Origin of the sequence: Marinobacter oulmenensis (genome assembly GCF_014201735.1) — a bacterium.
GTDB classification, from domain to species: Bacteria; Pseudomonadota; Gammaproteobacteria; order Pseudomonadales; family Oleiphilaceae; genus Marinobacter; species Marinobacter oulmenensis.
Genome location: NZ_JACHFE010000001.1, coordinates 136397 through 162348, shown reverse-complemented (window position 1 = coordinate 162348; position 25952 = coordinate 136397). Strand labels below are relative to the sequence as shown.

Sequence of the window (25952 nt, the reverse complement as noted above, 5' to 3'; positions counted from 1 at the left end):
CATAGCCGAATCCGCACCGGGAAAAAACACGGGGGCGACTGACGGACAGCCGCCGCCCCGGGGTCCCAGGCTAGCCGGTCACCACGCGCTCGGCTTCCTCCACAGAGGTATGACGCACGTCCTCCCCTTCCACCATGAAGATCACGTTCTCGGCGATGTTGCAGGCGTGATCCCCCACCCGCTCCAGGGCGCGCAGGACCCACATTACCGACATGCACCGGGAGATATTGCGGGTGTCTTCCATCATGAACGTCAACAGGGCACGGGCCGCGGCCTGGTACTCCTCGTCCACCCGTTTGTCTTCTTTCATGATCCGCAGCGCCTGGGTGGAATCCAGACGGGCAAAGGCGTCCAGGGCATCATGCAGCATGGTCTGGACATGCACGCCAATATGGCGCACTTCCACATAGCCGCGGGGCGCATGGCCCTCTTCCGCCAGGGTCATCGCCACTTTCGCAATCTTCTTGGCCTCGTCGCCGATACGTTCCAGGTCCGCCACCATCTTGATGACCGAAATCACCAGGCGCAGATCGCGGGCCGTTGGCTGGCGCCGGGCGATGATCAGGGTGGCTTCCTCGTCCAGGCTGACTTCCAGCCTGTCCACTTTCTTGTCGTTCAGGCGGATCTGCTCGGCCAGATGGCCATCGCCATCAACCAGCGCCTGAATGGCGTTTTCCACCTGGGATTCCACCATGCCGCCCATGGTCAGGAACTCGGCTTTCAGTTCCATCAGTTCGTCATTGAACTTGTGGGAGATGTGATCCCCGTACACTTCGTCTTTCTTGTCATCCATCCTGTTAGTCTCCACTGCGTGCACCCCGGCCGCTTAACCGAAGCGGCCGGTGATGTAGGATTCGGTCAGCGGGTGCTCCGGTGAGGTGAACACCTTGCTGGTCTCATTCACTTCCACCAGATGCCCGAGGTGGAAGTAGGCGGTACGGTTGGATACCCGGGCCGCCTGCTGCATGGAGTGGGTCACGATCACGATCGTGTAGCTCTCGGACAGCTCGGCGATCAGTTCCTCCACCCGGGCCGTGGCAATCGGATCCAGCGCGGAACAGGGCTCGTCCATCAGCACCACTTCAGGGCTGACGGCGATGGCCCGGGCGATACACAGACGCTGCTGCTGGCCACCGGACATGCCGGTTGCCGTAGCGTCCAGGCGATCCTTTACCTCTTCCCAGAGACCGGCCTTGCGCAGGCTGTTCTCAACAATGTCATCCAGATCCGACTTTCGGTTCGCCAGGCCATGGATGCGGGGCCCGTAGGCCACGTTGTCGTAAATGGACTTGGGGAACGGGTTCGGCTTCTGGAACACCATGCCCACCCGGGCACGAAGCTCCACCACGTCGCGGCGGGAATCGTAGATATCCTCGTCATCCAGCTCCAGGCCGCCCTTGACCCGACAGATGTCGATGCTGTCGTTCATCCGGTTCAGACACCGCAGGAAGGTGGACTTGCCACAGCCAGACGGCCCGATAAAGGCGATGACCTCGTTGCGGCCGATGTCCAGGCTGATGTTCTTGATGGCGCGGTCCTCGCCATAGAACACCTCCACGTTGCGGAGCTTGAACTTGGGATCGTCGGAGAACGGATGCCCGACGGTGGTCCCTTCTTCAATTTTAGCCTCTGCCGGCTGCTCGTCTGCCACCGGAATCGTCTTTTCTTCAGGCATATCGGTTTCGCTGGTCACCGTTGTATTCATCGTGTTCATTGAAAATCTCCTTACCACCGGCGCTCAAGACGCTTGCGCAGCACAATGGCCAGTGCGTTCATACTGATCAGGAAAGTCAGCAGGACCATGATCGCCGCGGACGCCCGTTCTATAAAAGCCAGTTCCGGGCTGCCCGCCCACAGGAAGACCTGCACCGGCAGTACCGTGGCCGAATCGAAGAATCCGCCCGGCACATCGACAATAAACGCCACCATGCCAATCAGCAGCAGCGGTGCGGTTTCACCCAGGGCCTGGGCCATACCGATGATGGAGCCGGTCAGCATGCCGGGCATCGCCAGCGGCAGCACATGATGCAGCACCACCTGCATCTTGGAGGCACCAATGCCCTCCGCCGCTTCCCGGATGGACGGCGGCACACTCTTGATGGCCGCACGGCTGGAAATAATGATCGTAGGCAGGGTCATCAGGGTCAGCACCAGGCCACCCACCACCGGCACCGACCGGGGCATGCCGAACAGGTTGATGAATACCGCCAGGCCCAGCAGACCGAAGATGATCGACGGCACCGCGGCCAGATTGTTGATATTGACCTCAATGAAGTCCGTCAGCCTGTTCTGGGGGGCGAACTCCTCCAGGTAGATCGCTGCGGCCACGCCAATCGGGAACGACAGCGCCAGGGTGACCACCATGGTCAGCAGGGAACCGACAATCGCCCCCAGAATACCGGCCCGTGACGGGTCCCGGGAGTCGCCCCGGCTGAAGAACACGTCGTTGAAGGAGGTCTCTACCACACCTTTTTCCACCAGGGTATCCACCCAGGCGCGCTCTTCCTCGGTGAGCTTGATGGAGTAGTTCGGATCATTGGCATGCTTGACGTACACATCCACATTGGTGTGCGACAGGAAGGTCATGGTCTGGGTCGTGCCCAACAGATCCGGGTTCTCCTTGAGCGCATCCCGCAGCTGGTTGGAGGCATACGGGTTGATCAGGTCTCGCACGGCGGCCTTGTCATTCTGGTCCGCGCCGGGGATTTCCCTGATCAGCGCCTGGATCAGCGGCTCGACAAAATCCGCCATTTTCATCTGGCGCTCATCGGTTGGATCATCCAGGTACATCATCTCGCCATCGATGGCCACGTCCATGGTGATGGTCGTCTTGATGAAAGCCGTGTGGCCCTTGCCGATGATGTCGGTAAAGAGAATCACCAGAGCCGCCAGGGCAACCGCAATTGCGGCAATGCCGTAGGCACGGAAACGTCGCTCCTTACGGTAGCGACGCTTGAGCGACTGGCGGACAAGCTCCGCCTGTGAGTTTTGATCAGTCATACTGTTCCCGATATTTGCGGACAATTTTCAGGGCGACGATGTTGAGCACCAGGGTGGCCAGGAAAAGCATGGCACCCAGGGCAAATGCCGCCAGCGTCTTGGCACTGTCGAACTCCTGGTCACCGGTCAGCAGGGTCACGATCTGCACGGTCACCGTGGTTACCGAGTCCAGCGGATTGGCGGTGAGGTTGGCCGCCAGCCCAGCTGCCATGACCACGATCATGGTTTCGCCGATGGCCCGGGAACAGGCCAGCAGTACGCCCCCCATGATGCCCGGCAGTGCCGCCGGGAATATTACCTTCTTCATGGTTTCGGACTGGGTTGCGCCCAGCGCCAGGGAGCCGTCCCGCAGGGTCTGGGGCACGGCGTTGATGACGTCATCCGATAGCGAGGACACAAACGGGATAATCATGATGCCCATAACGCCACCAGCTGCCAGAGCGCTCTGGGACGAGGCATCAATGCCGATGGAGTCGGCAAGGTTACTGATGAACGGCGCCACGGTCAGGGCCGCGAAGAAGCCATAAACCACCGTCGGGATACCCGCCAGCATTTCCAGCAACGGCTTCACGATCCCGCGCACCTTCTTGTTGGCGTATTCCGACAGATAGATAGCCGAGAGCAGGCCAACGGGAACCGCCACCAGCATGGCAATGGCGGAAATCAGCAGGGTGCCGGTAAACAGCGGCACCATGCCAAAGGCGCCTTCGGCCGCCACCTGGTCAGCCCTGAGTGCAGTCTGCGGGCTCCACTGGGTGCCAAAGAAAAACTCCAGGAAAGAGATCTTGTGGAAGAACCGGACGGTTTCGAAGGCCACCGAAAAAATGATCCCCAGGGTGGTCAGAATGGCAAGGGCGGCGCAGGAGAAGAAGATCCACTTGAGGGTGGTTTCCACCTGGCTGCGGGCATTCAGACGCGGGCGGATGCGAATCCAGCCCAGGAAACCGGCCAGGACAGCGACAGCCACCACCAGAATGCTCATGTAAAGCCGGCTCTGTTCACGCAGAGCCTGGAGCCTGTCGGCCGCCTCGGCGATGGGGGCCTCAACAAAATTGGAAGGCAGAGCACCACTGGCCACATTGCTGATTTTGCTGAGCAACAGACTCGCCTCACCGGGACTGGCCGGTATCATTTCCGGAGGCAGAGAGCCAACCACCAGCGTCTGGATGACCTTACCCTGAAACGCCGCCCAGAGACCCAGCACGACCAGGGCGGGAATACCGCACCAGAGTGCGGCCCTGGCACCGTAATAGAAAGGCAGGGATTTGAGATGCCGGATACCGCCCAGAGGCATGGCCAGGGACCGGGACCGGGCGTATCCAAGGCCATAAGCCACCACGATGAACGCGATGACCAATAGCATGAGGTTAGCCGCTTGCATGAAATGTCCTGTTAACAACGTTTAGCAGATCAAAGTGTAAAGCTTTGGGGCCGGAGCCGCACTTCAAAGCTCTGACGCACAAAAGGGTGCGACCGTCAGGCCGCACCCTCTGTACATCCGGCTGACACAATCGTGATTACATCAGCACATCTTTCTTCAGGTTCGGCATTTCAGCTGCCTTGTCCTGCAGATCCATCAGCGCTTCACGCGGCGGCACGATCAGACCCACGCTCTTGAGATAGCCGTTCGGCCCCATGGCTCCGGCACTGGTGAACTCTTCGATGTATTCGTTAATGCCCGGAACCACACCCACGTGGGCTTTCTTCACGTAGAAGAACAGTGAACGGGCAACCGGGTATTCGTCGGCGGCGATGTTCTCAACGGTCGGCACCATGCCTTCCAGACGAGCCGCCTGCAGACGGTCAGCGTTTTCTTCCAGGAAGCTGTAGCCGAAGACGCCGAACAGGTCGGTGTCGTCGATCAGTTTCTGGACGATCAGGTTATCGTTCTCACCGGCTTCGATGAAAGCGCCGTCTTCACGGATGCTGTGGCAAACGCCTTCCATGTCGTCTTCGCTCATGTCGGCAACCGCCGGCAGGTCTTCACAACCGCCCTGCATGGCCAGCTCGACGAACGCGTCACGGGTACCGGAAGTCGGGGGCGGGCCCATGACACGGATCGGCTTGTTCGGCAGGCTGGAGTCAACATCGCTCCAGTTTTCGTACGGGTTGGCGATCAGCTCGTTTTCGTTGTCCGGGTTCGGTACCTGTTTGCCCAGAGCCAGGAACAGCTGCTCCAGGGAGATGTCCAGGTTTTCAGCCTTGGAAGAGCTGGCAATGACGATGCCGTCAGAACCAATGCGGAACTCGGTGATGTCGGTCACGCCGTTGCTGCTGCAGAGATCAAACTCGGACGGCTTCATGCGACGGGAAGCGTTGGTAATGTCCGGGTGCTGGGTACCGATGCCCTGGCAGAACAGCTTCAGGCCGCCACCGGAACCGGTGGACTCAAGCTTCGGAGTCGGGAAATCGGTGTTGGCGCCAAAACGCTCGGCGACGACGGTCGCGAACGGATAAACGGTGGACGAACCCACGATGCTGATGGTGTCACGCGCCATGGCCGGTGCAGACAGGGCGGCAACGGAGCCGGCCAGTGCTACGGAAGTCAGTACTTTACTCAGTTTCATCACGTCTGATCTCCAGTTTTTGATGGACGTTGTGTCGGATCTGCTTTACCGATGGGTGCATCCTAGGAAGGGTCTGTGACAACTTTGTTACAGTGACTGAAAAATTCGTCGTTCAGGGAGAGGAATTCTGTTGCAGACTGCCACCGGCGGGTTAACATGCGTTCAAAACAACGTCCAAGCACTGACAGGCAAACCCGATGACCGCATTCGATGACGATAAACCCCGCCCCCGGGGTGAACTCACCCTCCAGGTAGTCCCCCTGCCCGCAGACACCAATGCCAATGGCGATGTCTTTGCCGGCTGGCTGGTCAAGCAGATGGACATTGCCTCTGCCACCCTGGCCGGCCGCATTTCCCAGGGGCGTAATGCCACCGTGGCCATGGACCGAATGGAATTTCTGTCGCCATTACGGGTAGGGTCACAGGTAAGCTGCTACTGCGACCTGGTGGATATCGGTCGCAGTTCCATGAAGATTCATGTGGATGTCTGGACTCTGGACAGGGCGTCCAGAACCCCCCGGAAAGTGACCGAGGGGCTGTTCGTCTATGTCGCCATCGACGAGCATGGCCGGATCCGGGAAGTGCCAGAACAGAACCGGCTGCAGGCCAAAGCCGGCACCAGCTGATCTCAGCGCAGGATCACCAGAGGCTTGCGGGCGGTTTCCAGCATCCGGGTGGTGGTACTGCCCACCAGGAAGCGGCGGATCCGTGAGTGGCCATAGGCGCCCATGATCAGCACATCAATACCGTGCTCATCCTGATAGGCGTGCAGGGTCTGTTCCACATCGCTGCCTTCACGGATCGCCTGATGAACTTCCAGGTCCTGGGCCGCCAGGATGTCCTGCGCCCGGGCCAGCTGGTCACGCTTCTCGGCAGTATCCGCGCCCACCATCACCAGATGTAACGGCATGCCGCGGAACACCGGCGTTCCCGCCAGCAGTTCGATACTGCGGAAGGCCGTGGCGCTGCCATCGAAGGCCAGCATGGCACTGTCCGGCTCACTGAACTCATCCGGCACCAGCAGGATGGGCCGGTGGACACTGCGGATCACCGTCTCAAGCTGGCTGCCAACATGCCGGCCCTTGCCGGGACTGCTTTCACCGTGCAGCCCCATCACAAACAGCCGGCTCTGCGGTTCCAGTTCCACCAGGGCGCTGGCCAGTTCATCGTGGCGCTGGCGTTTGCAGACCTCGGCCACACCCGCGGCCTTAACACGCTTTTCCGCCTCGTCCAGCATGACATGTCCATGCTTGAGCGCCAGCTTGCTGCGCTTCTGCTCCAGTTCCACCAGTTCATCAAGCAGATGCTCACGGGCACCCAGCCCGATATTGCCGCTCATGTCGGTTCGGGCGGGATACTTCTCCTCGTCCAGCACGTGCAGCAACAGCAGCGGATCATCCATCCGGCGGCTGGCCCAGGCGGCATAGTCACATACGCCCAGCGCGGCTTCGGAACCATCAATGCAGCCAACGACCTGCAGGGGGCTGTTTTCAAGATTATCATTGGTCATTTCTACAACTCCCTCAGTGGCCGCCCATCAGGCCATCGGCGGCTTCCGGTTTATCATGGACACCGAAGCGGTCCACGATCGTGGCACTGGCCTCGTTGAGTCCGAGCACCTCCACATCCGCCCCTTCCCGGCGGAACTTGATGACCGCCTTGTCCAGAGCGCCCACGGCAGTGATGTCCCAGAAATGGGCCCGGCTCAGATCAATGACCACATTATCCACTGCTTCCTTGAAGTCAAAGGAAGCCAGGAATTTTTCCGAGGAACTGAAAAACACCTGCCCGACCACACGGTAGGTCCGGGTGTCGGTATCGACATCCAGTTCGGAAGTCACCGCCATGTAATGCCCCACCTTGTTGGCAAAGAACAGGGACGCCAGCAGGACACCGGCCAGCACGCCGAAGGCCAGGTTGTGGGTGGCCACCACCACGATCACGGTCACCACCATAACGATATTGGTGGACAGCGGGTGCTCCTTGAGGTTCTTGATGGACGCCCAGCTGAACGTCCCGATGGATACCATGATCATGACGGCCACCAGGGCCGCCATGGGAATCTGCACCAGCCACTTATCAAGCACCAGTACCATCACCAGCAGGAAGGAACCGGCGGTCAGGGTGGACAGGCGGGTACGGCCGCCCGACTTCACGTTGATGATGGACTGGCCGATCATGGCACACCCCGCCATGCCGCCCAGCAGGCCGGAGCCGATATTGGCAACGCCCTGGCCCTTGCACTCCCGGTTGCGGTCACTACTGGTGTCGGTCAGATCGTCCACGATGGTGGCGGTCATCATCGACTCCAGCAGACCCACCACCGCCAGGCCAAGCGAATACGGCAGGATGATCATCAGCGTTTCCAGATTCAGCGGCACATCCGGCCACAGGAAGATCGGCAGGGTATCCGGCAGTTCGCCCATATCACCAACGGTGCGGATATCCAGACCCAGTGTAATGGCCACGGCGGTCAGCAGGATGATGCACACCAGCGGAGAGGGCAGCACCTTGCCCACCACCGGCACGTAGGGGAACAGGTAGATGATGGCCAGACCGGCCGCCGTCATGGCGTAGACATGCCAGGTCACATTGGTCAGTTCCGGCAACTGGGCCATGAAGATCAGGATCGCCAGGGCATTCACAAAACCGGTCACCACCGAACGGGACACAAAACGCATCAGCCCCCCGAGTTTCAGGTAACCGGCAATAATCTGGAACACCCCGGTCAGCAGGGTGGCGGCCAGCAGGTACTGAAGCCCGTGCTCTTTCACCAGGGTGACCATGAGCAGCGCCATGGCCCCGGTGGCCGCAGAAATCATGCCCGGACGGCCGCCGACAAAGGCGATGACCACGGCAATGCAGAAGGAGGCATACAGCCCCACTTTCGGGTCCACCCCGGCGATGATGGAAAACGCGATGGCCTCCGGGATCAGGGCCAGGGCTACGACGATACCGGCCAGCAGATCGCCGCGTACGTTGGAGAACCAGTTGTTTCGAAGACTGTTGAGCATATCCCGTCTATCCGGTTGATTGTCATGAAAGCGGTAAAACCACAGACCAAACCCCACCTGTGCCATGTGTTTGTTGTCGGCCTATGACAGGAAACGCGTCAGCCAGCTCACGCTGACGACGACAGGGTGCGCCAGGCTGGATCACCATCAGGGAAGGGGGTGTGCAGAAAAGCGGCGCAGTCTACCAGAGCATGTGTTCAAAATCGACTTGGCGGGATATCCGTAAGAGCCGAAAACAGTCGCCGGTAACGCCCGGCCAGGGCCGATGCCCGCCACTCCTCCGGGCAGCTTGCAGCGGGCCTGCGCTGCAGCAGATCCTGCAGGCGGTCCGCTGCCGCATCGGCTTCCAGTGCAGCATCCTGCTCGTGGCTGGGGTACCGGTTGGCAGCCGGCACATACTCCCGGTAGGCAAGCCGGTCCGGCGCCAAGGCGACACAGCCGGAGGCCATGGCTTCAAGCATGGAGAGGCCCTGAAAGTCGTGCAGGGCCGTGGACAGGACAATATCCGCCTCAGCCAGCAGGCGATCATAGTCGGCCCTGCGCTCAAGAAAGCCCCAGTGCCGTATCCGGTGGCTGAACTGCTCGCGTATCCGGTCAAAGGCGGGTGGATGCTTCCGGAAGGATTCGCCGACGACGCTCAACCGGAAAGGCTGCTCCCGGCTTTCCAGCACCTGCAACAGATTGAGCAGACGTTCGGGGCCCTTGTCGTATTCCCACCGATGATTCCAGAGCAAATGCGGGCAGGACCAATCCGGCGGGCATTCACGATCCAGGTAAAGATAGTCTTCAATGGGCACCGGGATGACCTCCGACTTGGCCCGCAAGCCATCAATCAGCCCGTCCGGCACGCCATCCGGCATCCGGTCGAGGAATTGCCAGGCGCCATCCAGAAAGCTCTCCCGGTTCCAGGCACTGTTGAACACAACACGGTCCGCAGCAATGGCGCTGTACAGGTTCACGACCTGAGGCTCGGCGCTGGCGTTCTGCCGGGCGGAAACCGGAAACGCAAACTGGTTTTCATGCACGTAAAGCAGCCAGGGTGTATCAGCCAATTGGGGATGAAAACCGCGCAGTGCCGCCAGATCCACCATGGAGGTGGTGATCACCAGGTCCCAGTGCTCCCGGAAACAGGGATCGTTCAGCCAGGACACCGGGTTACCCCGTATGCGCCAGCGAAAATGCCGCGCGGGTAAAGCCAGGGTATGCCAATGGCAGCCAGGGAACAGAGTGACCAGCTGCTCGCGCCAGCGCCGGTGGCTGGCGGCGTCGTAGGCCGACAGCAGCAGCACACGCGGCGCCTGGGCCAGTTTGTCAGAAGGGGAAACTGTCATCACACCATCAGACCGGTCGTCTGTATGCCGGCCATACGCCCTCTGTCGTCGAAAAAGCAGCCGCCTATCCTGAGGGCATTACCGGTCAGACTCAAGACACGGACGACCCACGCCCTCCCCGCGCCAGGGACCAGAGCCCCAGAACCGGCCCCGGCAGCAGGACCAGAGCCACCCAGACACCGGCATGACTCCAGAGCCCGCTGGTCAGCCAGATGGCAGGCAGGGTCAGACCAAACCCGACCGCGTTCATCACCGCCAGGGACGAGCCCACCGATGCCCGGGGCGCCGTGGCCGCCGCCAGGGCGGAGAACTGCGGCGAATCGGCCACCACGGTCACGCCCCAGATCAGCAACAGCACGACCAGCAGCCCGGCAGGCAGACCGCCAAGCAGCGGGTAAACCAGACAGAGCAGCCCCGAGATCCTGAGCGCCCAACGCGCCACCCATTCACTGCCCAGGGTCCGGCTGAGCCGACCACCGGCCACGCAGCCCAGGGCGCCAACGGCGATCACGGTGAACGCCAACCAGGGAATCAGGCCCGCCGACAGGCCGGCCCGATCCAGTTCCCGGGCCACCAGCAGAGGCGTGATCGTCCAGAAAGCGTAAAGCTCCCACATGTGGCCAAAATAACCACCAGCCACGGCCCGGAAGCGGGCATTACCCAGGGCGGCCAGACCCTGTCGCAAGGGGATGGGGCCGCTGCTGGCCGGAAGGTGCGGGCCATCGCCCAGCAACCAGACCAGTGCGCCGCCGGCAACCGCCAGCGCCGAGGCCCCTAGCAGCGGCCACTCCCAGGGCAGGCCGGCGGTGGCACCGCGCATCAGGTGTGGTAAGGCGGTGCCGAGGGTCAGCATGCCCACCAGCCAGGCCAGCGCGGCCCCGGAATAACGGGGCGTCCAGGCGATGACCATCTTCATGCCCAGCGGATAGATACCGGCCAGGCACAGGCCCGTGGCGAAGCGCAGGAGGAAATCCATCGGGGCATGGCCCGCCGCCAGCACAAAGGCAGCATTGACCGCGGCCCCCAGAATACTGGCCACCGCGAATATGCGGCTGGCACCGAAACGGTCCGCCAGGCCAGTTACCGCCAGGGTCAGGGTACCGGTGATGAACCCGGCCTGAACCGCCAGGGTCAGTTGGCCCAGATCCGCTTCATCCAGCCCGAGCTGGCGGGCAAAGGATAGCCAGATGCCATTGATGCTGAACCACAGGGACGTGCCGAACAGTTGTGCCAGCACAATCACTGGCAGCGGATAACGCCGAAGCAAACGGATCATTGTTGTTGTCTTTTCCGGAATTCACGGACGCCAGTTATAGCATTCCGCCAACCCGGGTGCATCCATGCATCCGCCCTGCCCCTCGGGCAGAGCGGGACAACCGGGTCCGGATCAGTTCATCAGCTTGTCGGGCAACCAGGTCACCAGCTCCGGCACGCTCATGCACAGGATCAGCACCGCCAGTTTAATCAGCACAAACGGCGTCACCGACCGGTAGATATCCAGCATGGTGACGTTCTTGGGCGCGATGCCTTTAAGGTAGAAGAGTGCGAAGCCGTAGGGCGGAGTCTGCACCGCAATCTCGATGTTCAGGATCATCAGGATACCGAACCAGATCGGGTCGTAATCCAGGGACACGGCGATGGGTGTGAAGATCGGCGCACAGATCAGAACAATGATGAATTCATCGATGAAGAACCCCAGCAACAGCATGATCAACTGGAACATGATGATGATCATGATGGGTGGCAGCCCAAGCCCTTCGGTGAAACCTTCCACCATGCTCTGAACGCCCATCAGCAAATGGAAATTGCTGAACACCGTGGCACCGAAGATGATCCAGATCGCGACATTCACCAGCAGCATCGCGTGCAGGCCGCTTTTGCGGACCATGGCCGGTTTCAGCTGCTTGAACACCATCGCCAGCAGAAGCGCACCGACCACGCCAATGGCGCCCGACTCGGTGGGCGTGGCAATGCCCAGCATGATGCTGCCCAGCACCGCGATGATCAGCAGCAATGACAGGCTGCCATTGAACACGGTGTGGACCTTTTCCCGGGTCGGCATGGGCGTCTCCGGTTCCGGGTCCAGCGGCATCTTGTTCGGCTTCAGGCGCCCGGAGATCACAACATAGGTGATCAGCATGACAATGGTGATGGTCGCCGGAATCAGGGCGGCGATGAACATCCGACCCACCGAGTTCTGGGTGGCGGAGGCAAACATGATCATCGGGATACTGGGCGGAATCAGGATACCCAGGCCACCGCCGGCCATGATCACACCCAGCGCCAGCCGCTTGTCGTAGCCGCGCTCCAGCATGGGCCGCAGGGCGATACTGCCCGAGGTCATGATGCCGGCACCGATGATGCCCACCATGGCCCCGATCATGGAGCACACCAGGATCACGCTGATCGCCAGCGAGCCGCGCACACGGCCAATCAGGATCTGACTGGCATTGAACATGGCGTCACCGATACCGGACCGGGTCAGTAACTGGCCCATATAGATGTACAGCGGAATCGCCAGCAGGATGAAGCTGAAATGGGTGGCTTCGAGAGTGGTCGAGATGACGTTGAAAACACCATCCCCCCAGGTCAGATAACCGATCGCCATGGCCACACCACCCAGCGCAAAGGCCACCGGAGCCCCCAGGGCAAACGTCAGCAGGATGCAGGCCAGCAGGACGCCGGTCAGAAGCTCGATACTCATGCGGCGACCTCCTCGTCATCAATGGGTTCCGGGTCGTGAATCAGTTTTTTCCCGGTGAACAGGTGGTAGGCCTGCTGGATGAAATCGCTGGAGAACTGGAACATCAGCAAGGCGCTGGCCACCGCAATCATCACCCAGTAATGGTGCATGGACGGCGCCCACTCGCTCTGGCGGCGGTAGTTGAACTGGATGGCTTCCTCGAATTTGCCGATGGCAATCTTGAACACGATAGCCAGGAAAAACACCGCCAGAACATAGGAAATCAGATTGAACAGGTTCTGGACCCGCGGCGGCACGTGGTTATACAGCACATCGACATTGATATGCCGGTTGTGCAACTGGGCGTAGGCGCCGCCAAGGGAGGCGACATAGCCGAAAATAAACAGCGACACGTCATAGGCCCAGATGGTGGGCTCATCCAGCACGTAGCGGCAGAACACCTCGAAGGCGACCACAAAGGCCAGCACCGGCATCAGCCAGGCCACCGAACGACCAATGAATCCCACGCACCACTGCACGGTCAGACAATAGGTCTTGAGTGCACGAATCAACATGGAGGGGTACCTCTGTCAGGGACATATCCGACAAACACAAAAAAGCGAGCGCCCCTGGAGGCGCTCGCCCGGCTGTCGGTTACTCGCCCTGAACGTCTTTCAGGACTTCGATCAGACGCTTGCTGTACTCACCTTCCTGTGCGTACTCATCCCACAGTTCCGCACCGGCTTCCTGCCAGGCAGCCTTGTCGGCCTCGCTGGGCTCCGGGCTCCATTTCAGCCCCTTGGCTTCCATGTCGGCCACAGCCTGGGATTCCCACAGACGGGACTTGGTCATCTGCTCCTGGGCATGCACGGTGGTCGCCGCCTTGACGATGGCCTTGAGATCCGGGCTCAGCTTGTTCCAGGCGCTGTTGTTGACGATGATCGGCAGTACCTGGGCGCCGGCCAGCGGCAGCGGGTACATGTACTTGGCCACTTCCACGTGATTGCCGTCGCGGTGGTCGATCATGTTGGAACCGATGGAACCGTCGATCACACCGGTGGACAGGCTGGTGTAGATTTCAGACCAGGCCAGGGAAACCGGTGACGCGCCCAGCTTGCGCAGGAACTTGCCGTAGGCGCCCGGGGCACGGATTTTCAGGCCTTCAAAGTCCTCAACAGACTCGATCGGCTCCTTGGTGATGATGTACACCGGCGGCTGGATGTACGGGTCCAGCCAGACCAGGCCCTGCTCGCCATAGGCTTCCTTGAGGATTTCCGCCCAGCCACGCTCGTGGAACAGTGTGGCCAGCTCAGCGACATCGTCGGTGCCACCCGGCAGACCGATTTCCACAACACCGGCCGGCAGCTCGCCCGCGTGCATGGACTGGAACGGGGCACCCATGGTGATCAGGCCGGATTTCACTGCACCGAGGATGCCGGAAGTGCCGACACCTTCGCCGGAGTAGAGTACCTGAACCTTGATGCGGCCATCGGACATCACTTCAATGTTCTTGGCCAGATCCTCATAAACGGCGCCAAAGGCGGTGCCCCGGCCGTAGAGGTTGGCGAAACGCCAGTTGTGTTCCGCTGCCTGTGCGGCAGAGGCAAAGACGCCTGCTCCCAGGGTGACCGCCAGGGAACCGGCGATAAAGCTTTTCTTGAGACGCTTGAGGGTTTTGAGCACGTTACTCTCCTTTCTGAGCCACATCCGCTGTTCCGCGTTAGCAAGCGACGGAGGGGCTTCGTTGTAGTAATCACTGGACTTGATACACCAGGTCCGGGCATCGGCCCTGGTGACTGGACGCTGATCGGGGCTGGATCGGTGTCACGTTGTTATGCGTCATGCATACCCCTGCGCCGCAGGTCCTTTCAGGACCCGGACGATGCTTTCAAAAAGCCGCAACTGGTTAAATGTCAGGCAACACATCTAAAGTTCGGCTACGACCGAACTGAAACCGGGAAACCGGAAAGCAGACAGCTGTCGGGGAACTCACTGTTCCAAACTGGCGCAAAGGGCCCTCAAATGGTGCAACAGAAGGGACTCCGGGACACTCGCATCGGGAGCAGACAAGGCCGCGCAGTGCAGCCCAATATCAACAAGTTAGGTCGAAAACTACCGAACCTTCAGGACACCCCCAGGGTCTCCCGGATGGTGCGGACAAACAGTTCGCGGGAACGGTTGGGCTGGGAGGTCTTGCGGAAAATCGCCGCCACGCCCAGATCATATACCCGGGAATTGGTGGCCACCGGAAGAATCTGCCCCTTTTCCGCGTAAGGCGCCGCAAAATGCTCCGGCAGGAAGCCGATATAACAACCGGACAGGATCAGGGCCAGACGGGTTTCGTAGAAATAGGCAATGGCCGACTGGTTCATCCCGGAAATCTGGTTACGGGCAAAATCATGGGGTTTGAGGCCCGCATGGGACAGTGGGTAGAGGTCCACGGCCGCAGCCTGATCGGCAATGTCCAGAGCCGCCAGCGGATGGTCACAGGACGCGTAGAGATAACACTGATCGACAAACAGGTGAATGTACTCCAGGCCTTCCAGTTTGCGGTGATAGGGGATAAACCCGACGTCCGCCTCGTCGTTGAGAACCGCCCGCTCGATGTTGGCCATGGAGGCCACCCGGGTGGTCAGGCGCACGCCGGGCGCCTGTTCGTGAAAGTGCCGGACCATTTCCGGAAACCGGCTGCGCGGGTCCAGACTGATCTTGTCGGACAGGTCCACCCGTAACTGGCCGGTCAGACTGGTGTTGATGTTGTTGACCGTGGCCCGGAATCCGTCCAGCGTCTCGAACAGGTTCTCGGTCATCTCGTAGACGATCTGGCCTTCATCGGTGAGCGAGAAACCGGCCCGTCCCCGCTTGCACAGAACCAGGTTCAGCCGGGCCTCGAGGTTCGAGATGTGCATACTGATGGTGGAGCGCCCGATGTTGAGCACCGTTTCAGCGGCGGAAAACCCGCCACACTCGACCACGGTCTTGAAGACCTTGAGCTGCTTGATCTCAAAATCACCGATCTGGCCCAGCGAATAGCCATTGGCGCTCATCGTCTGCTTCCTCTGGAGAAACCCGTTACTGGCTGGCAATCCTCCATTGTACGAAAAGCAGGCCGTCGACCGACACAGGATTAGCCTAAAGTAAGGCTCACATCACTGCCTGTGTTCCGTGCTCGTCACCACTGCGCAGCCCCAACGACAGCACGGCGGCTGTTGCCACCAGGGCTGCCGATACCCAGAGACAGGCTTCCAGTCCCTGGGCCTGGTACAGCCAGCCTGAAAGCACTGTGCCCGCCAGGCGGCCGGCGGCATTGGACATATAGTAGAAGCCGACATCCAGCGAGACGCCGTCACTGCGGGCGTAACGGACAATCAGGTAGCTGTGCAGAGAAGAGTTGATGGCAAAGAGCACACCGAAGACCAGCAGACCGCCAAGCAGAACCACCTGCGCCGGCGCACCGGCGGTCAGGCCCACGGCAATGGCCGCCGGCACCAGCGCCAGTGCGGCCGCCCACAGGACCGCCGGCTGCCGCCCTTCCCGGTTTCCGGTCATGCGCGGGGCGATGGCCTGAACAAAACCATAGCCAATGATCCAGAGCGCCATGAAGCTGCCCACGCGCCAGAAATCCCAGCCGAAAACCGTGTGAAGGTAAACCGGCAGAGCCACCACGAACCAGACATCCCGGGCGCCAAACAGAAACATGCGGGCCGCCGACAGCACGTTGATGGCCCGGCTTTTGGACAGGATTTCCCGGAATTTCGGCCTGGCCTTGCTCCTGCCCAGGTCCTGCCCCAGCAGCAACAGACTGGCCAGCCAGACCACCGCAAGCGCCACCGCCATCAGGACAACCGCACCGCGGAAGCCGGCGGCCATCAGCAACACCCCACCCAGGAAAAAGCCCACCCCTTTAAGGGTGTTCTTGGACCCGGTCAGAAGCGCCACCCATTGGTACAGCCGGCCCTGCTGCTCCCCGGGTACCAGCAGCTTGATCCCGCTCTTGGCCGACATCTTGTTGAGGTCCTTGGCAATACCGGAGAGCGCCTGGGCCGCCATCACCCAGGGCACCGTGAGCATGGCCGCCGGCACCGCCAGCATGGCCAGGGCGACAATCTGCAGGAACAGGCCAATGTTCATGGTCCGGTTCAGGCCCATGCGGGCGCCCAGATAACCACCCACCAGGTTGGTCACCACCCCGAAGAATTCATAGAAAATGAACAACAGGGCGATGGCCAGCGGTGAATAACCCAGCTGGTGGAAATGCAGCACCACCAGCATGCGCAGGGCGCCATCCGTCAGAGTAAACGCCCAGTAGTTGCCAGTGATGACCAGGTACTGACGGATGGCTGCAGTCATATCAGGCCAGGCCCACCTTGCGCGCCAGTTCCGCCGCCCGGTTGGCATAGCCCCACTCGTTGTCATACCAGGCGTAGATTTTCACCTGAGTGCCGTTGATCACGCGAGTGGACAGGGCATCGATGATCGACGAGCGGGGGTCGGTCTTGTAGTCAATGGACACCAGGGGGCGTTCCTCATACCCCAGGATGTCTTTGAGTTCGCCTTCCGCGGCCTCCCGGAGCATCCGGTTCACGGTGTCGCTGTCGGTGGGTGTTTCCACTTCAAACACACAATCGGTCAAAGAGGCATTGGTGAGGGGCACCCGCACGGCGTGGCCATCCAGCCGGCCCTTGAGCTCCGGGAAAATCTCGATGATCGCTGTCGCCGAACCGGTGCTGGTCGGTATCAGCGAACTGCCGCAGGCCCGGGCCCGGCGCAGGTCCTTGAGGGGCGCATCGATGATGGTCTGGGTATTGGTCAGACTGTGAATGGTGGTGATCGAACCATGCCGGATGCCCAGCTTTTCATGGATCACCTTGACCACCGGCGCCAGGCAGTTGGTGGTGCAGGAGGCCGCAGTCAGGATGCGGTCTTTCGCGGGGTCAAAGATGTCCTCGTTGACCCCGAGCACGATGTTTTTGGCACCAGCTTCCTTGACCGGTGCCGTCACCACCACCCGCTTAACGCCCTGATCGAGATAACCCTGCAGCACGTCCACTTTCTTGTTGGCTCCGCTGGCCTCGATCACCAGATCGCAGCCGGACCAGTCGGTATCGGCAATGGCCCGGTTATGGGTCACCCGGATCGGCAGCCCGTCAATGACGATGCTCCCGTCCTGTGCAACCGCTTCACGGTCCCAGCTACCGTGCACACTGTCAAAATTCAGCAGATGCGCCAGAGTTTCACAGTCACCCCCCGGGTCGTTAATGGCCACAAACTCCAGTTCCGGCCAGCCCCAGGCCGCCCTGAGGGCCAGACGCCCAATGCGGCCGAAGCCATTGATACCTACCTTGATCTTGCTCATAACGATCTCCCTGCCTTAGCTGGCTGTTTGGTTGGTTCAGAAGCACCGTTCCGGCCGGTCCTTCATGGCCTCAAGCCGGGCCAACGGAGTCCGGATCAGTTCACCGTTGGCATTCGCCGTCTCTGTAAGCACCTGCGATAACCATGCCGGCAGCCGGGGGCTGAGATAATAATAGACCCACTGGCCACATCTTTCGGCGTCCAGCAGTCCGGCATCCCGCAGGGTGGACAGATGCCGGCTGACTTTCGGCTGGGGTGCGGCAAAGGCTTCCATCACCTCACACACGCACAGCTTTCCCTGGTCCAGGATCAGCAGTAACGCCGCCAGACGAAGCTCATCGCCCATTGCCTTGAAAACCGTCACCGGGCTCACCGGGTGTGGATTCATTGTGTTGCCCATATATTCGTTTTTTTGCATATGCATTTTTATGCATAATAGAGGCAGGCAGCCAATTCGTAAAGGAAGGAAGATCACCATGGGCTTTTTTGAACGGTATCTCTCGGTGTGGGTCGCCATGGCCATTGTCGCCGGCGTCGCGCTGGGGCAATTTGCTCCCGCCGTTCCCGAGACCCTGTCGCGGTTCGAATACGCGCAGGTTTCCATTCCCATCGCCATCCTGATCTGGGCGATGATTTTTCCGATGATGGCGCAGATCGACTTCAGTGCGGTGGTGGGTGTTCGCAAGGAGCCCCGGGGGCTCGCCATCACTACCATCGTGAACTGGCTGATCAAACCCTTCACCATGTTTGCCATCGCCTGGTTTTTCCTGACCGTCGTATTCCAGCCCTGGATCGCGCCGGACCTGGCGCGGGAATACCTGGCCGGAGCCATTCTGCTGGGCGCGGCCCCCTGCACCGCCATGGTGTTCGTCTGGAGCTACCTGACCCGGGGTGATGCCGCATACACTCTGGTGCAGGTGTCCCTGAACGACCTGATCATGCTGTTTGCCTTTGCCCCGATCGTGGTGTTCCTGCTCGGCATTTCTGACATACAGGTTCCCTGGAATACCGTGCTGCTGTCCGTTCTGCTCTATATCGTCATCCCCCTGACCGGCGGCTACCTGACCCGCCGCACCCTGATCGCCCGGCATGGCGAATCCTGGTACGACGAGGTCTTCATGAAGCGCATCGGGCCGGTCACCCCGGCCGCCCTGATCGTCACCCTGGTGCTGCTGTTCGCGTTCCAGGGCGATGTCATCCTGCAGAACCCGCTGCACATCGCATTGATTGCGGTACCGCTGATCGTCCAGACCGTACTGATTTTCCTGCTGGCCTATGGCTGGGCCAGGCTCTGGAAGGTTCGTCACTGCATCGCCGCGCCCGGGGCCATGATTGGCGCCAGTAACTTCTTCGAGTTGGCGGTCGCGGCAGCCATCGCACTGTTCGGCCTGCAATCCGGTGCGGCACTGGCAACGGTGGTGGGCGTGCTGGTGGAGGTGCCCCTGATGCTGGCACTGGTGCAGTTTGCCAACCGGACGCGGGAGCATTTCCCGCAGTAAACCCTCTTGCCGCGCTCTGACCCGGGCGTGGCAAGCAAGCATCCGCCCTGCTACTATCGCCCTCACCCGGCCCAACCCACAACACCGAACGGAACCACCGCATGGACCTATTCCAGGCCATCTTCCTTGGCCTCCTCCAGGGATTGACCGAATTCCTTCCGATTTCCAGTTCCGCCCACCTGATCCTGACCCCCGCGTTTTTCGGCTGGGAGGATCAGGGCGTTGGCTTTGACCTGTCGGTACACGTGGGCACACTGCTGGCCGTGGTTCTCTACTTCCGCCGGGACGTTTTCGGGATCGCCAGGGATGGCCTGATGTCCATGGCTCAGCGCCGCATCGTCGGCCAGGGTGCCCTGGCCTGGTACCTGGTGATCGGCACCATCCCGGCGGGCCTGGCCGGGCTGGCTCTTCTGGACATGATCGACAATGAACTGCGCGGGGCTTCGGTGATCTTCTTCACCACCCTGGTCTTCGGCATCCTGCTGGGCATCGCCGACTGGCTGCCCAGGCGCCAGCGCTCGCTGGATTCGCTGAGCTGGAAAGACGCACTCATCGTGGGCATCGCCCAGGCCATGGCACTGGTACCGGGCACCTCCCGCTCCGGCGTGACCATCACCGCCGGCCTGTTCCTCGGCATGAGCCGGGAAACCGCCTCCCGCTTCTCGTTCCTGCTGGCCATTCCGATCATCGTGCTGGCTTCTGCCGTGAAGCTGCTGGAGGTGGCAACCTCGGATGTCATCGTGGACTGGAGTGGCTTTCTGATTGGTGGGGTCACATCTTTTGTCATGGCCATTACGGCCATCCATTTCTTCCTGAAATGGCTTAACACGGTGGGTATGTGGCCTTACGTGATTTACCGGGTCGTTCTGGCGGGCGTGATTTATACGGTGCTGATGTAGATCCTGACTTGGCGTTGCTTTCCCTGTTATAGCCTGCAGCCTTGGGGGGCCAGGTATCAGGTAGGGCTCTCCAAAAAACGCTCCTTCGGCACGTCCTTGTGACGCTTGGGCTCCGCCATCCCTGGCTCCGCACATTTTTGGAGAGCCCTACCTGATACCTGCATACAATCACCGCGCGGCCTTCCAGAAATAACCTGTTAGTCCACCCGAAAGCTCATAGGACATCAAGCGCCCAGATCACTGTCTTTGTGAGGATGGCACAAGGTACAGCATTTCGGTTTGGGAGAGCCTTTTCAAAAATTTGCGGAGCCATGGATGGCGGAGCAGAAGCGCCACAGGGAGGTGCCGCAGGAGCGGTTTTTGAAAAGGCCCTCCCAAACCGGAACTCCCCCATAACTTGCAGGCAAACATCAAAGATGGCTAATACTGAAAACTAGCAGGCCTCCAAAGGCGCATAAGCCAGCACCAGCCACTTGGCACCTTCATCAAAGTTCACCTGAACCCGCGTGTTGCTTCCGCTGCCTTCGCAGTTCATCACGATGCCCTCACCGAATTTCGGATGCCGGACACGCTGGCCCAGGCTGAAGCCGGACTGTTCGGCGGAGTCCTGGCTGAACAGGCTTTCGTTAGGGCGTCCCACCATAGCCGGGCGGGTGATCGTGTTACGCAGGCGCACTTCCTGCAGACAGTCAGCCGGAATTTCCCGCACAAAACGGGACACGGCGTGGAACTTCTCCTGCCCGTACAAACGGCGGGACTCGGCATAAGTGAGCACCAACTGCTTCATGGCCCGGGTAATGCCCACGTAGGCCAGACGCCGCTCTTCCTCCATACGCCCCGGCTCTTCCAGGGACATGCCGTGGGGGAACAGACCTTCCTCGATACCGGCCAGGAACACCATCGGGAATTCCAGGCCCTTGGCTGAGTGCAGGGTCATCAGCTGCACGCTGTCTTCATGGGCATCCGCCTGGGCTTCGCCGGCATCCAGCGCGGCCTGGGCAATGAACTCCGCCAGCGGGTCGGTGCCCTCTTCCACCTCGAAGTCCGACAGCGCGTTGACCAGCTCCTCCAGGTTCTCCACCCGGGCCTGGCCTTTCTCACCCTTCTCACTGGCGTGGTATTCCTTCAGGCCACTGGATTCGATGGCCTGCTTCATCAGGCCCTGCAGTGACGCATGATCCACCATCTCCGACAGGGTGTTGATGATGTCCATGAACCGTTCCAGCCCGGTTTTCGCCCGGCCTTTTACCTGCCCGGCGGCCAGCATGCGCTCCGCGGCTTCCCACAGGGAGATACCCTGCTCGGTGGCATAGGCCCGCAGTTCTGCCAGACTTTTGGCACCAATGCCCCGAGTCGGGATGTTCACCACCCGCTCAAACGCGGCGTCGTCCCGGTGGTAATGCACCAGGCGCAGGTAAGCCAGAGCGTTGCGGATTTCCTGGCGGTCGTAGAACCGAAGACCGCCGTAGACCCGGTAGGGAATGCCCTGGCGCATCAGCGATTCTTCCAGCACCCGCGACTGGGCGTTGGAGCGGTAGAGAATCGCGCATTCGCTGCGCAGGTTGCCCTCGTTCACCCAGGCCGAAATGCTGTCGGCAATATAATTGGCTTCGTCCTGCTCATTGAAGGCCGCATACAGACTGATGGGATCGCCGTCGGGGCCGTCGGTCCACAACTCCTTGCCCAGCCGGCCGGTGTTATTGGCGATCACGGAGTTCGCGGCTTTCAGGATGGTCTGTGTAGAGCGGTAGTTCTGCTCCAGACGCACCAGCCGGGCATTGGGGAAATCCCGCTGGTACTGCTGGATGTTCTCCACCTTGGCGCCCCGCCAGCCGTAGATTGACTGGTCATCGTCACCGACGATGGTGGACGGCACGCGGTTGCCCGCCAGCACCTGCAGCCAGGCATACTGGATCGTGTTGGTGTCCTGGAACTCGTCCACCAGCACATGCTGGAACCGCTGCTGATAATGGGCCAGCAGTTCCGGTTTGTGCAGCCAGAGTTCGTGGGAGCGCAGCAGCAATTCCCCGAAATCCACCAGGCCACCCTGCTGGCACAGTTTCTCGTAGTGCCGGTAGATCTTCAGCATGGTGGTGGTGAAGTGATCACCCGGGTTTTCCTGGATATGATCGGCGCGCAGGCCTTCGTCCTTCTGGGCACTGATAAACCACTGGGCCTGTTTGGGCGGCCACTGACTTTCATCGATCCGGTTTTCCCGCATCACCCGCTTGACCAGTCTCAGTTGATCGTCGCTGTCCAGCACCTGGAAGTTTTCCGGCAATCCGGCATCCTTCCAGTGCGCCCGCAAAAGCCGGTGAGCGATGCCATGGAAGGTGCCGATCCACAGCCCCCGGGTGGGAATGTTCATCATCTGTTCCACCCGGTAACGCATCTCCTTGGCAGCCTTGTTGGTAAAGGTCACCGCCAGTATCGATGTCGGAGGCACCCGGTCCACCGTCATCAGCCAGGCCATCCGGTGAACCAACACCCGGGTCTTGCCACTGCCCGCCCCGGCCAGCACCAGCAGGTGATCATTCTGGGCGGTAACGGCCTCACGCTGGGCGTCGTTCAAAGGATCGATAATGTGGGAAACGTCCATAGCAACCTGGCAATCTACTGGTTAAATAAACAGGTGGGAGAGTATAACAGTTGGTGGCGGGGTTTGCTTTGGAGTTAACGCACAGAGGCAGGTACCGCTTCCCAGGACACGCTACGAGCACATCCCTGTGCGCTTGACTGTGGCCATCCCTGGCCACAGACAGTCCCGGGAAGCGGTACCTGCCTCTGCGCTTTCAAGCCCACGGGTGGGGAAACCTTTGCAGGACTGTTGAGGGCCAGGGATGGCCCGAAACAAGCCCCATGGACGGCTCGTTGCGTGTCCTGAAAAGGCCTCCCTGCCCGTGGGCGCAGCCACCTTAACGTGAAGGCTGGCGCTGTTTGAGGGTTCAGAAACCGCGCGGAACCGTCTGCGGCTCCACGAATTCAAACAGGCCTTCCAGCCCGCCTTCGCGACCAATGCCGGAGGCCTTCATGCCACCGAACGGCGCTTCCGGCGTGGGACCAGTACCGGTGTTCCAACCAACGTGGCCGAAGCGCAGGCCGGCGGCAACACGCTGGGCGCGCTCGGCATCGGCGGTGAAGACATAGGAGGCCAGACCGAATTCGGTATCGTTACCGGCCTCAATGACCTCGTCCTCACTGCGGAACAGTGCCATGGGCACCAGCGGACCAAAGGTCTCTTCCTGGTAGCAGCACATGTCACGGTTGACGCCCTGCACCACGGTGGGCGGGAAGAACAGGCCATTGCACAGCTCAGCCGGCTGTTTGCCAGCCACCAGTTTGGCGCCCTTCTCAAGCGCGTCTTCCAGGTGACGTTTGACCTTGTCGAAGCCCGGCTGGTTAACCAGCGGCCCGATATCCACACCCTCGTTCATGCCATCGCCAACCGTCATCCGGTTGACCCTCTCGGCCAGCTTCTCACCGAAGGCGTCGGCGACTTTCTCATGGACAAAAATCCGGTTGGCACAGACACAGGTCTGGCCGCCGCCACGAAACTTGTTGGCGATCAGGTTATCCGCCGCCGCATCCAGGTCGGCATCATCAAAGACAATAAACGGCGCGTTGCCACCCAGTTCCAGGGACAGCTTCTTGACCTGCTCGGCAGTGTCGACGATCAGCTTGCGACCTACTTCAGTAGAACCGGTAAAGCTGAGCATGGGCACATCCGGGCTCTCGCACAGTGCCTTGCCGATCACGCTGGCTTTGCCCATCACCAGGTTGACCATGCCGTCCGGCAGGTCGAGTTTGTCCATGATGCTGAAGAAGGCCACCATGGTCAGCGGTGTTTCACTGGCCGGCTTGATCACCGACGGACAGCCAGCCGCCAGGGCGGCGGAAAGCTTCTTGGCGATCATGCCGATGGGGAAGTTCCAGGGCACGATCAGACCGGTGACACCGATCGGGCGGTAGTGAACCGTCCAGGTGCAGTCCTTCGGTTTTTCTGGAATCGAATGGGAATCCAGCGCCTGGACATGCTTGGCGCAGTAATCGAAGAAACCGGCGGCGTAGTCCACCTCGCCCTGACCTTCCTTCCAGGGCTTGCCGTGTTCCATACACAGAATCCGACCGATCTCCTCCCGGTTTTCCTTCAGGGCATCACGAATGTCTTCCAGCCACTTGCGGCGGGTTTCGATCGGATAGGGGCTGGTCAGCCTGAGTGCCGACTTGCCGGCTGCAATGGCGGCAGTCACGTCTTCTTCCGGCATCGAGGGCACCTGGGCGATGACCTCTCTGGTGGCGGGATTGTACACATCAAAGGTGTTTCCGCCGGCATTGTCTGTCCAGCGTCCGCCAATGTAGCCAGTGAGCTTTTCCAGCAGGGGTGACTCGATCATCTCGGCTCCTCTCCGGTGTTTGTCTGCGCCCCGTGCAGGGACGCGTATTGCGTCAATGGATAATGTCTTTCATAGTGGCTTGTGAGTGCCAGCCTGTAAAGTCACGCGCGGATTTTTGACCGGGCCAAGACACTGCCTATACTCGGATAATCCGATTTCAAGAAGTTACCCGTATTTCCCCTCAGGGAGGCCCTGTATGAAAGCGTATTTCCACCCCCACCAGGATCTGCACATTCCGAAGATCTATTTCACCCGTGGCCAGATGCGCGAGCCGCAGGAGGTTCCGGCACGCACGGAACTGATGATCAAGGGACTCAAGGACATGGGCATCTCCGTCCTGCAGCCCGCCGACCAGGGGGCCGGCCCGATCTCGAAGGTCCATGACCTGGGCTACCTGCGCTTTCTGGAGTCCGCCCACCGGCGCTGGATGGAAATGGGTGACTGGGGCGATGAGGTAATCTCGAACATTTTTGTGCGCTCACCCAATGCACTCAAGGGCATTCTGGCGGAAGCCGCCCGTTACCAGGCGGATGGCAGTTGTCCGATCGGCCCGGACACCTGGAAGGCGGCCTACTGGTCGGCCCAGACTGCCCTGGGTGCCGCCGATGCACTGATGGCCGGCGACCGCACTGCCTACGCCGTGTGCCGCCCGCCGGGACACCACGCCCGCAAGGATGCCGCCGGTGGTTTCTGCTATCTGAACAACGCCGCCATTGCCGCCGAGCATATGAAATCCCGGTTCCCGCGGACGGTGATTCTGGATACCGACATGCACCATGGCCAGGGCATCCAGGAAATCTTCTATGACCGCAGCGACGTGCTGTACATCTCGATCCACGGGGAGCCCACCAACTTCTACCCGGTCACCAGCGGTTACGAGGACGAACGGGGCGAAGGTGAAGGTTACGGCTACAACATCAACATGCCCATGCCCCACGGCTCGGACGAGGACGTCTTCTTCGACAAGCTGGACCAGGCGATGGCCGCCATCAAGCTGTACCAGCCGGACGTACTGATCCTGACCCTCGGCTTCGACATCTACAAGAATGATCCCCAGGCCAAGGTGTCAGTGTCCTCAGAGGGCTTTTGCCGCCTCAGCAGCCACGTTCGCCAGCTTGGCCTGCCCACCCTGGTGGTCCAGGAGGGCGGTTACGACCTGGAAGCACTGACCACCAACGTCAGCCAGTTCTTCAAGGGCCTGGAGGGCTAA

22 protein-coding genes are annotated in these 25952 nt (G+C 60.7%); 4 read left to right on the top strand and 18 right to left on the bottom strand.

Going from position 1 to position 25952, the window contains the following annotated elements:
- Positions 1–70: 70 nt before the first annotated feature.
- The 5 genes from phoU to HNR38_RS00685 form a co-directional block, all read right to left on the bottom strand.
- Positions 71–793 carry a phosphate signaling complex protein PhoU gene (gene phoU / locus HNR38_RS00705; protein ID WP_183698755.1) on the bottom strand — a complete coding sequence of 241 codons (723 nt, stop codon included), beginning with the start codon at positions 791–793 and terminating at the stop codon, positions 71–73.
- A gap of 33 nt (positions 794–826) precedes the next feature.
- The gene (gene pstB, locus HNR38_RS00700; protein ID WP_183698753.1) at positions 827–1714 is read right to left on the bottom strand and encodes a phosphate ABC transporter ATP-binding protein PstB; all 888 of its coding nucleotides are present in this window, start codon (positions 1712–1714) and stop codon (positions 827–829) included.
- Positions 1715–1725: 11 nt separating this feature from the next.
- Positions 1726–3000 carry a phosphate ABC transporter permease PstA gene (gene pstA, locus HNR38_RS00695; protein WP_183698751.1) on the bottom strand — a complete coding sequence of 425 codons (1275 nt, stop codon included), beginning with the start codon at positions 2998–3000 and terminating at the stop codon, positions 1726–1728.
- Entirely contained in the window at positions 2993–4381 is a 1389-nt protein-coding gene (pstC, locus tag HNR38_RS00690) for a phosphate ABC transporter permease subunit PstC (protein WP_183698749.1), read from the bottom strand. Before pstC ends, pstA begins: the two co-directional genes overlap by 8 nt.
- Positions 4382–4517: 136 nt before the next feature.
- Positions 4518–5567 (bottom strand): substrate-binding domain-containing protein, encoded by a 1050-nt coding sequence (locus HNR38_RS00685; RefSeq protein WP_183698748.1) that lies wholly within the window; start codon positions 5565–5567, stop codon positions 4518–4520.
- Between the two features lie 197 nt (positions 5568–5764).
- Here HNR38_RS00685 and HNR38_RS00680 point away from each other — a divergent pair, with 197 nt between their 5' ends.
- Positions 5765–6193 carry an acyl-CoA thioesterase gene (locus tag HNR38_RS00680; RefSeq protein ID WP_183698746.1) on the top strand — a complete coding sequence of 143 codons (429 nt, stop codon included), beginning with the start codon at positions 5765–5767 and terminating at the stop codon, positions 6191–6193.
- Between the two features lie 2 nt (positions 6194–6195).
- Here the strand turns inward: HNR38_RS00680 and HNR38_RS00675 are convergent, their stop codons facing one another.
- The 11 genes from HNR38_RS00675 to HNR38_RS17300 all read right to left on the bottom strand — a co-directional run bounded on the left by HNR38_RS00675 (position 6196) and on the right by HNR38_RS17300 (position 18314).
- Positions 6196–7077: a universal stress protein gene (locus HNR38_RS00675; protein ID WP_183698744.1), complete on the bottom strand. Its 882-nt coding sequence runs from the start codon at positions 7075–7077 to the stop codon at positions 6196–6198.
- Between the two features lie 13 nt (positions 7078–7090).
- Positions 7091–8581: a SulP family inorganic anion transporter gene (locus HNR38_RS00670; protein WP_183698742.1), complete on the bottom strand. Its 1491-nt coding sequence runs from the start codon at positions 8579–8581 to the stop codon at positions 7091–7093.
- Positions 8582–8778: 197 nt separating this feature from the next.
- Positions 8779–9912, bottom strand: a complete 1134-nt coding sequence (locus HNR38_RS00665; RefSeq protein WP_183698740.1) for a tRNA-queuosine alpha-mannosyltransferase domain-containing protein — start codon at positions 9910–9912, stop codon at positions 8779–8781.
- Positions 9913–10003: 91 nt separating this feature from the next.
- A complete protein-coding gene (locus HNR38_RS00660; protein ID WP_183698738.1) occupies positions 10004–11188 on the bottom strand; it encodes an MFS transporter in 1185 nt (394 codons plus the stop codon).
- Positions 11189–11299: 111 nt separating this feature from the next.
- Complete coding sequence (locus HNR38_RS00655) at positions 11300–12616, bottom strand: TRAP transporter large permease (RefSeq protein WP_183698736.1); 1317 nt, start codon at positions 12614–12616, stop codon at positions 11300–11302.
- Positions 12613–13170, bottom strand: coding sequence for a TRAP transporter small permease subunit (locus HNR38_RS00650; protein WP_183698734.1), 558 nt, complete (start codon positions 13168–13170; stop codon positions 12613–12615). Before HNR38_RS00650 ends, HNR38_RS00655 begins: the two co-directional genes overlap by 4 nt.
- 79 nt (positions 13171–13249) lie before the next feature.
- The gene (locus HNR38_RS00645; RefSeq protein WP_183698732.1) at positions 13250–14302 is read right to left on the bottom strand and encodes a TRAP transporter substrate-binding protein; all 1053 of its coding nucleotides are present in this window, start codon (positions 14300–14302) and stop codon (positions 13250–13252) included.
- 416 nt (positions 14303–14718) lie between these two features.
- Positions 14719–15642, bottom strand: coding sequence for a LysR family transcriptional regulator (locus HNR38_RS00640; RefSeq protein ID WP_183698730.1), 924 nt, complete (start codon positions 15640–15642; stop codon positions 14719–14721).
- A gap of 97 nt (positions 15643–15739) precedes the next feature.
- Positions 15740–16945 carry an organoarsenical effux MFS transporter ArsJ gene (arsJ, locus tag HNR38_RS00635; RefSeq protein ID WP_183698728.1) on the bottom strand — a complete coding sequence of 402 codons (1206 nt, stop codon included), beginning with the start codon at positions 16943–16945 and terminating at the stop codon, positions 15740–15742.
- Position 16946: 1 nt separating this feature from the next.
- Positions 16947–17951 carry an ArsJ-associated glyceraldehyde-3-phosphate dehydrogenase gene (locus HNR38_RS00630; RefSeq protein ID WP_183698725.1) on the bottom strand — a complete coding sequence of 335 codons (1005 nt, stop codon included), beginning with the start codon at positions 17949–17951 and terminating at the stop codon, positions 16947–16949.
- Between the two features lie 36 nt (positions 17952–17987).
- Positions 17988–18314, bottom strand: coding sequence for a metalloregulator ArsR/SmtB family transcription factor (locus HNR38_RS17300; protein WP_425488674.1), 327 nt, complete (start codon positions 18312–18314; stop codon positions 17988–17990).
- 112 nt (positions 18315–18426) lie between these two features.
- On the opposite strand from HNR38_RS17300, the gene arsB reads away from it, so the two are divergent.
- Both arsB and HNR38_RS00615 read left to right on the top strand, forming a co-directional pair.
- Positions 18427–19449: an ACR3 family arsenite efflux transporter gene (gene arsB / locus HNR38_RS00620; RefSeq protein ID WP_183698721.1), complete on the top strand. Its 1023-nt coding sequence runs from the start codon at positions 18427–18429 to the stop codon at positions 19447–19449.
- Between the two features lie 101 nt (positions 19450–19550).
- Complete coding sequence (locus HNR38_RS00615; protein WP_183698719.1) at positions 19551–20348, top strand: undecaprenyl-diphosphate phosphatase; 798 nt, start codon at positions 19551–19553, stop codon at positions 20346–20348.
- Between the two features lie 433 nt (positions 20349–20781).
- Here the strand turns inward: HNR38_RS00615 and uvrD are convergent, their stop codons facing one another.
- Both uvrD and HNR38_RS00605 read right to left on the bottom strand, forming a co-directional pair.
- Positions 20782–22947 (bottom strand): DNA helicase II, encoded by a 2166-nt coding sequence (gene uvrD / locus HNR38_RS00610; protein ID WP_183698717.1) that lies wholly within the window; start codon positions 22945–22947, stop codon positions 20782–20784.
- A 346-nt stretch (positions 22948–23293) separates the two neighbouring features.
- On the bottom strand, positions 23294–24742 hold the full coding sequence (locus HNR38_RS00605) for an NAD-dependent succinate-semialdehyde dehydrogenase (RefSeq protein ID WP_183698715.1): 1449 nt from the start codon (positions 24740–24742) through the stop codon (positions 23294–23296).
- A gap of 196 nt (positions 24743–24938) precedes the next feature.
- Between HNR38_RS00605 and HNR38_RS00600 the strand changes: the two genes are divergently transcribed.
- Positions 24939–25952, top strand: a complete 1014-nt coding sequence (locus tag HNR38_RS00600; RefSeq protein WP_183698713.1) for a histone deacetylase family protein — start codon at positions 24939–24941, stop codon at positions 25950–25952.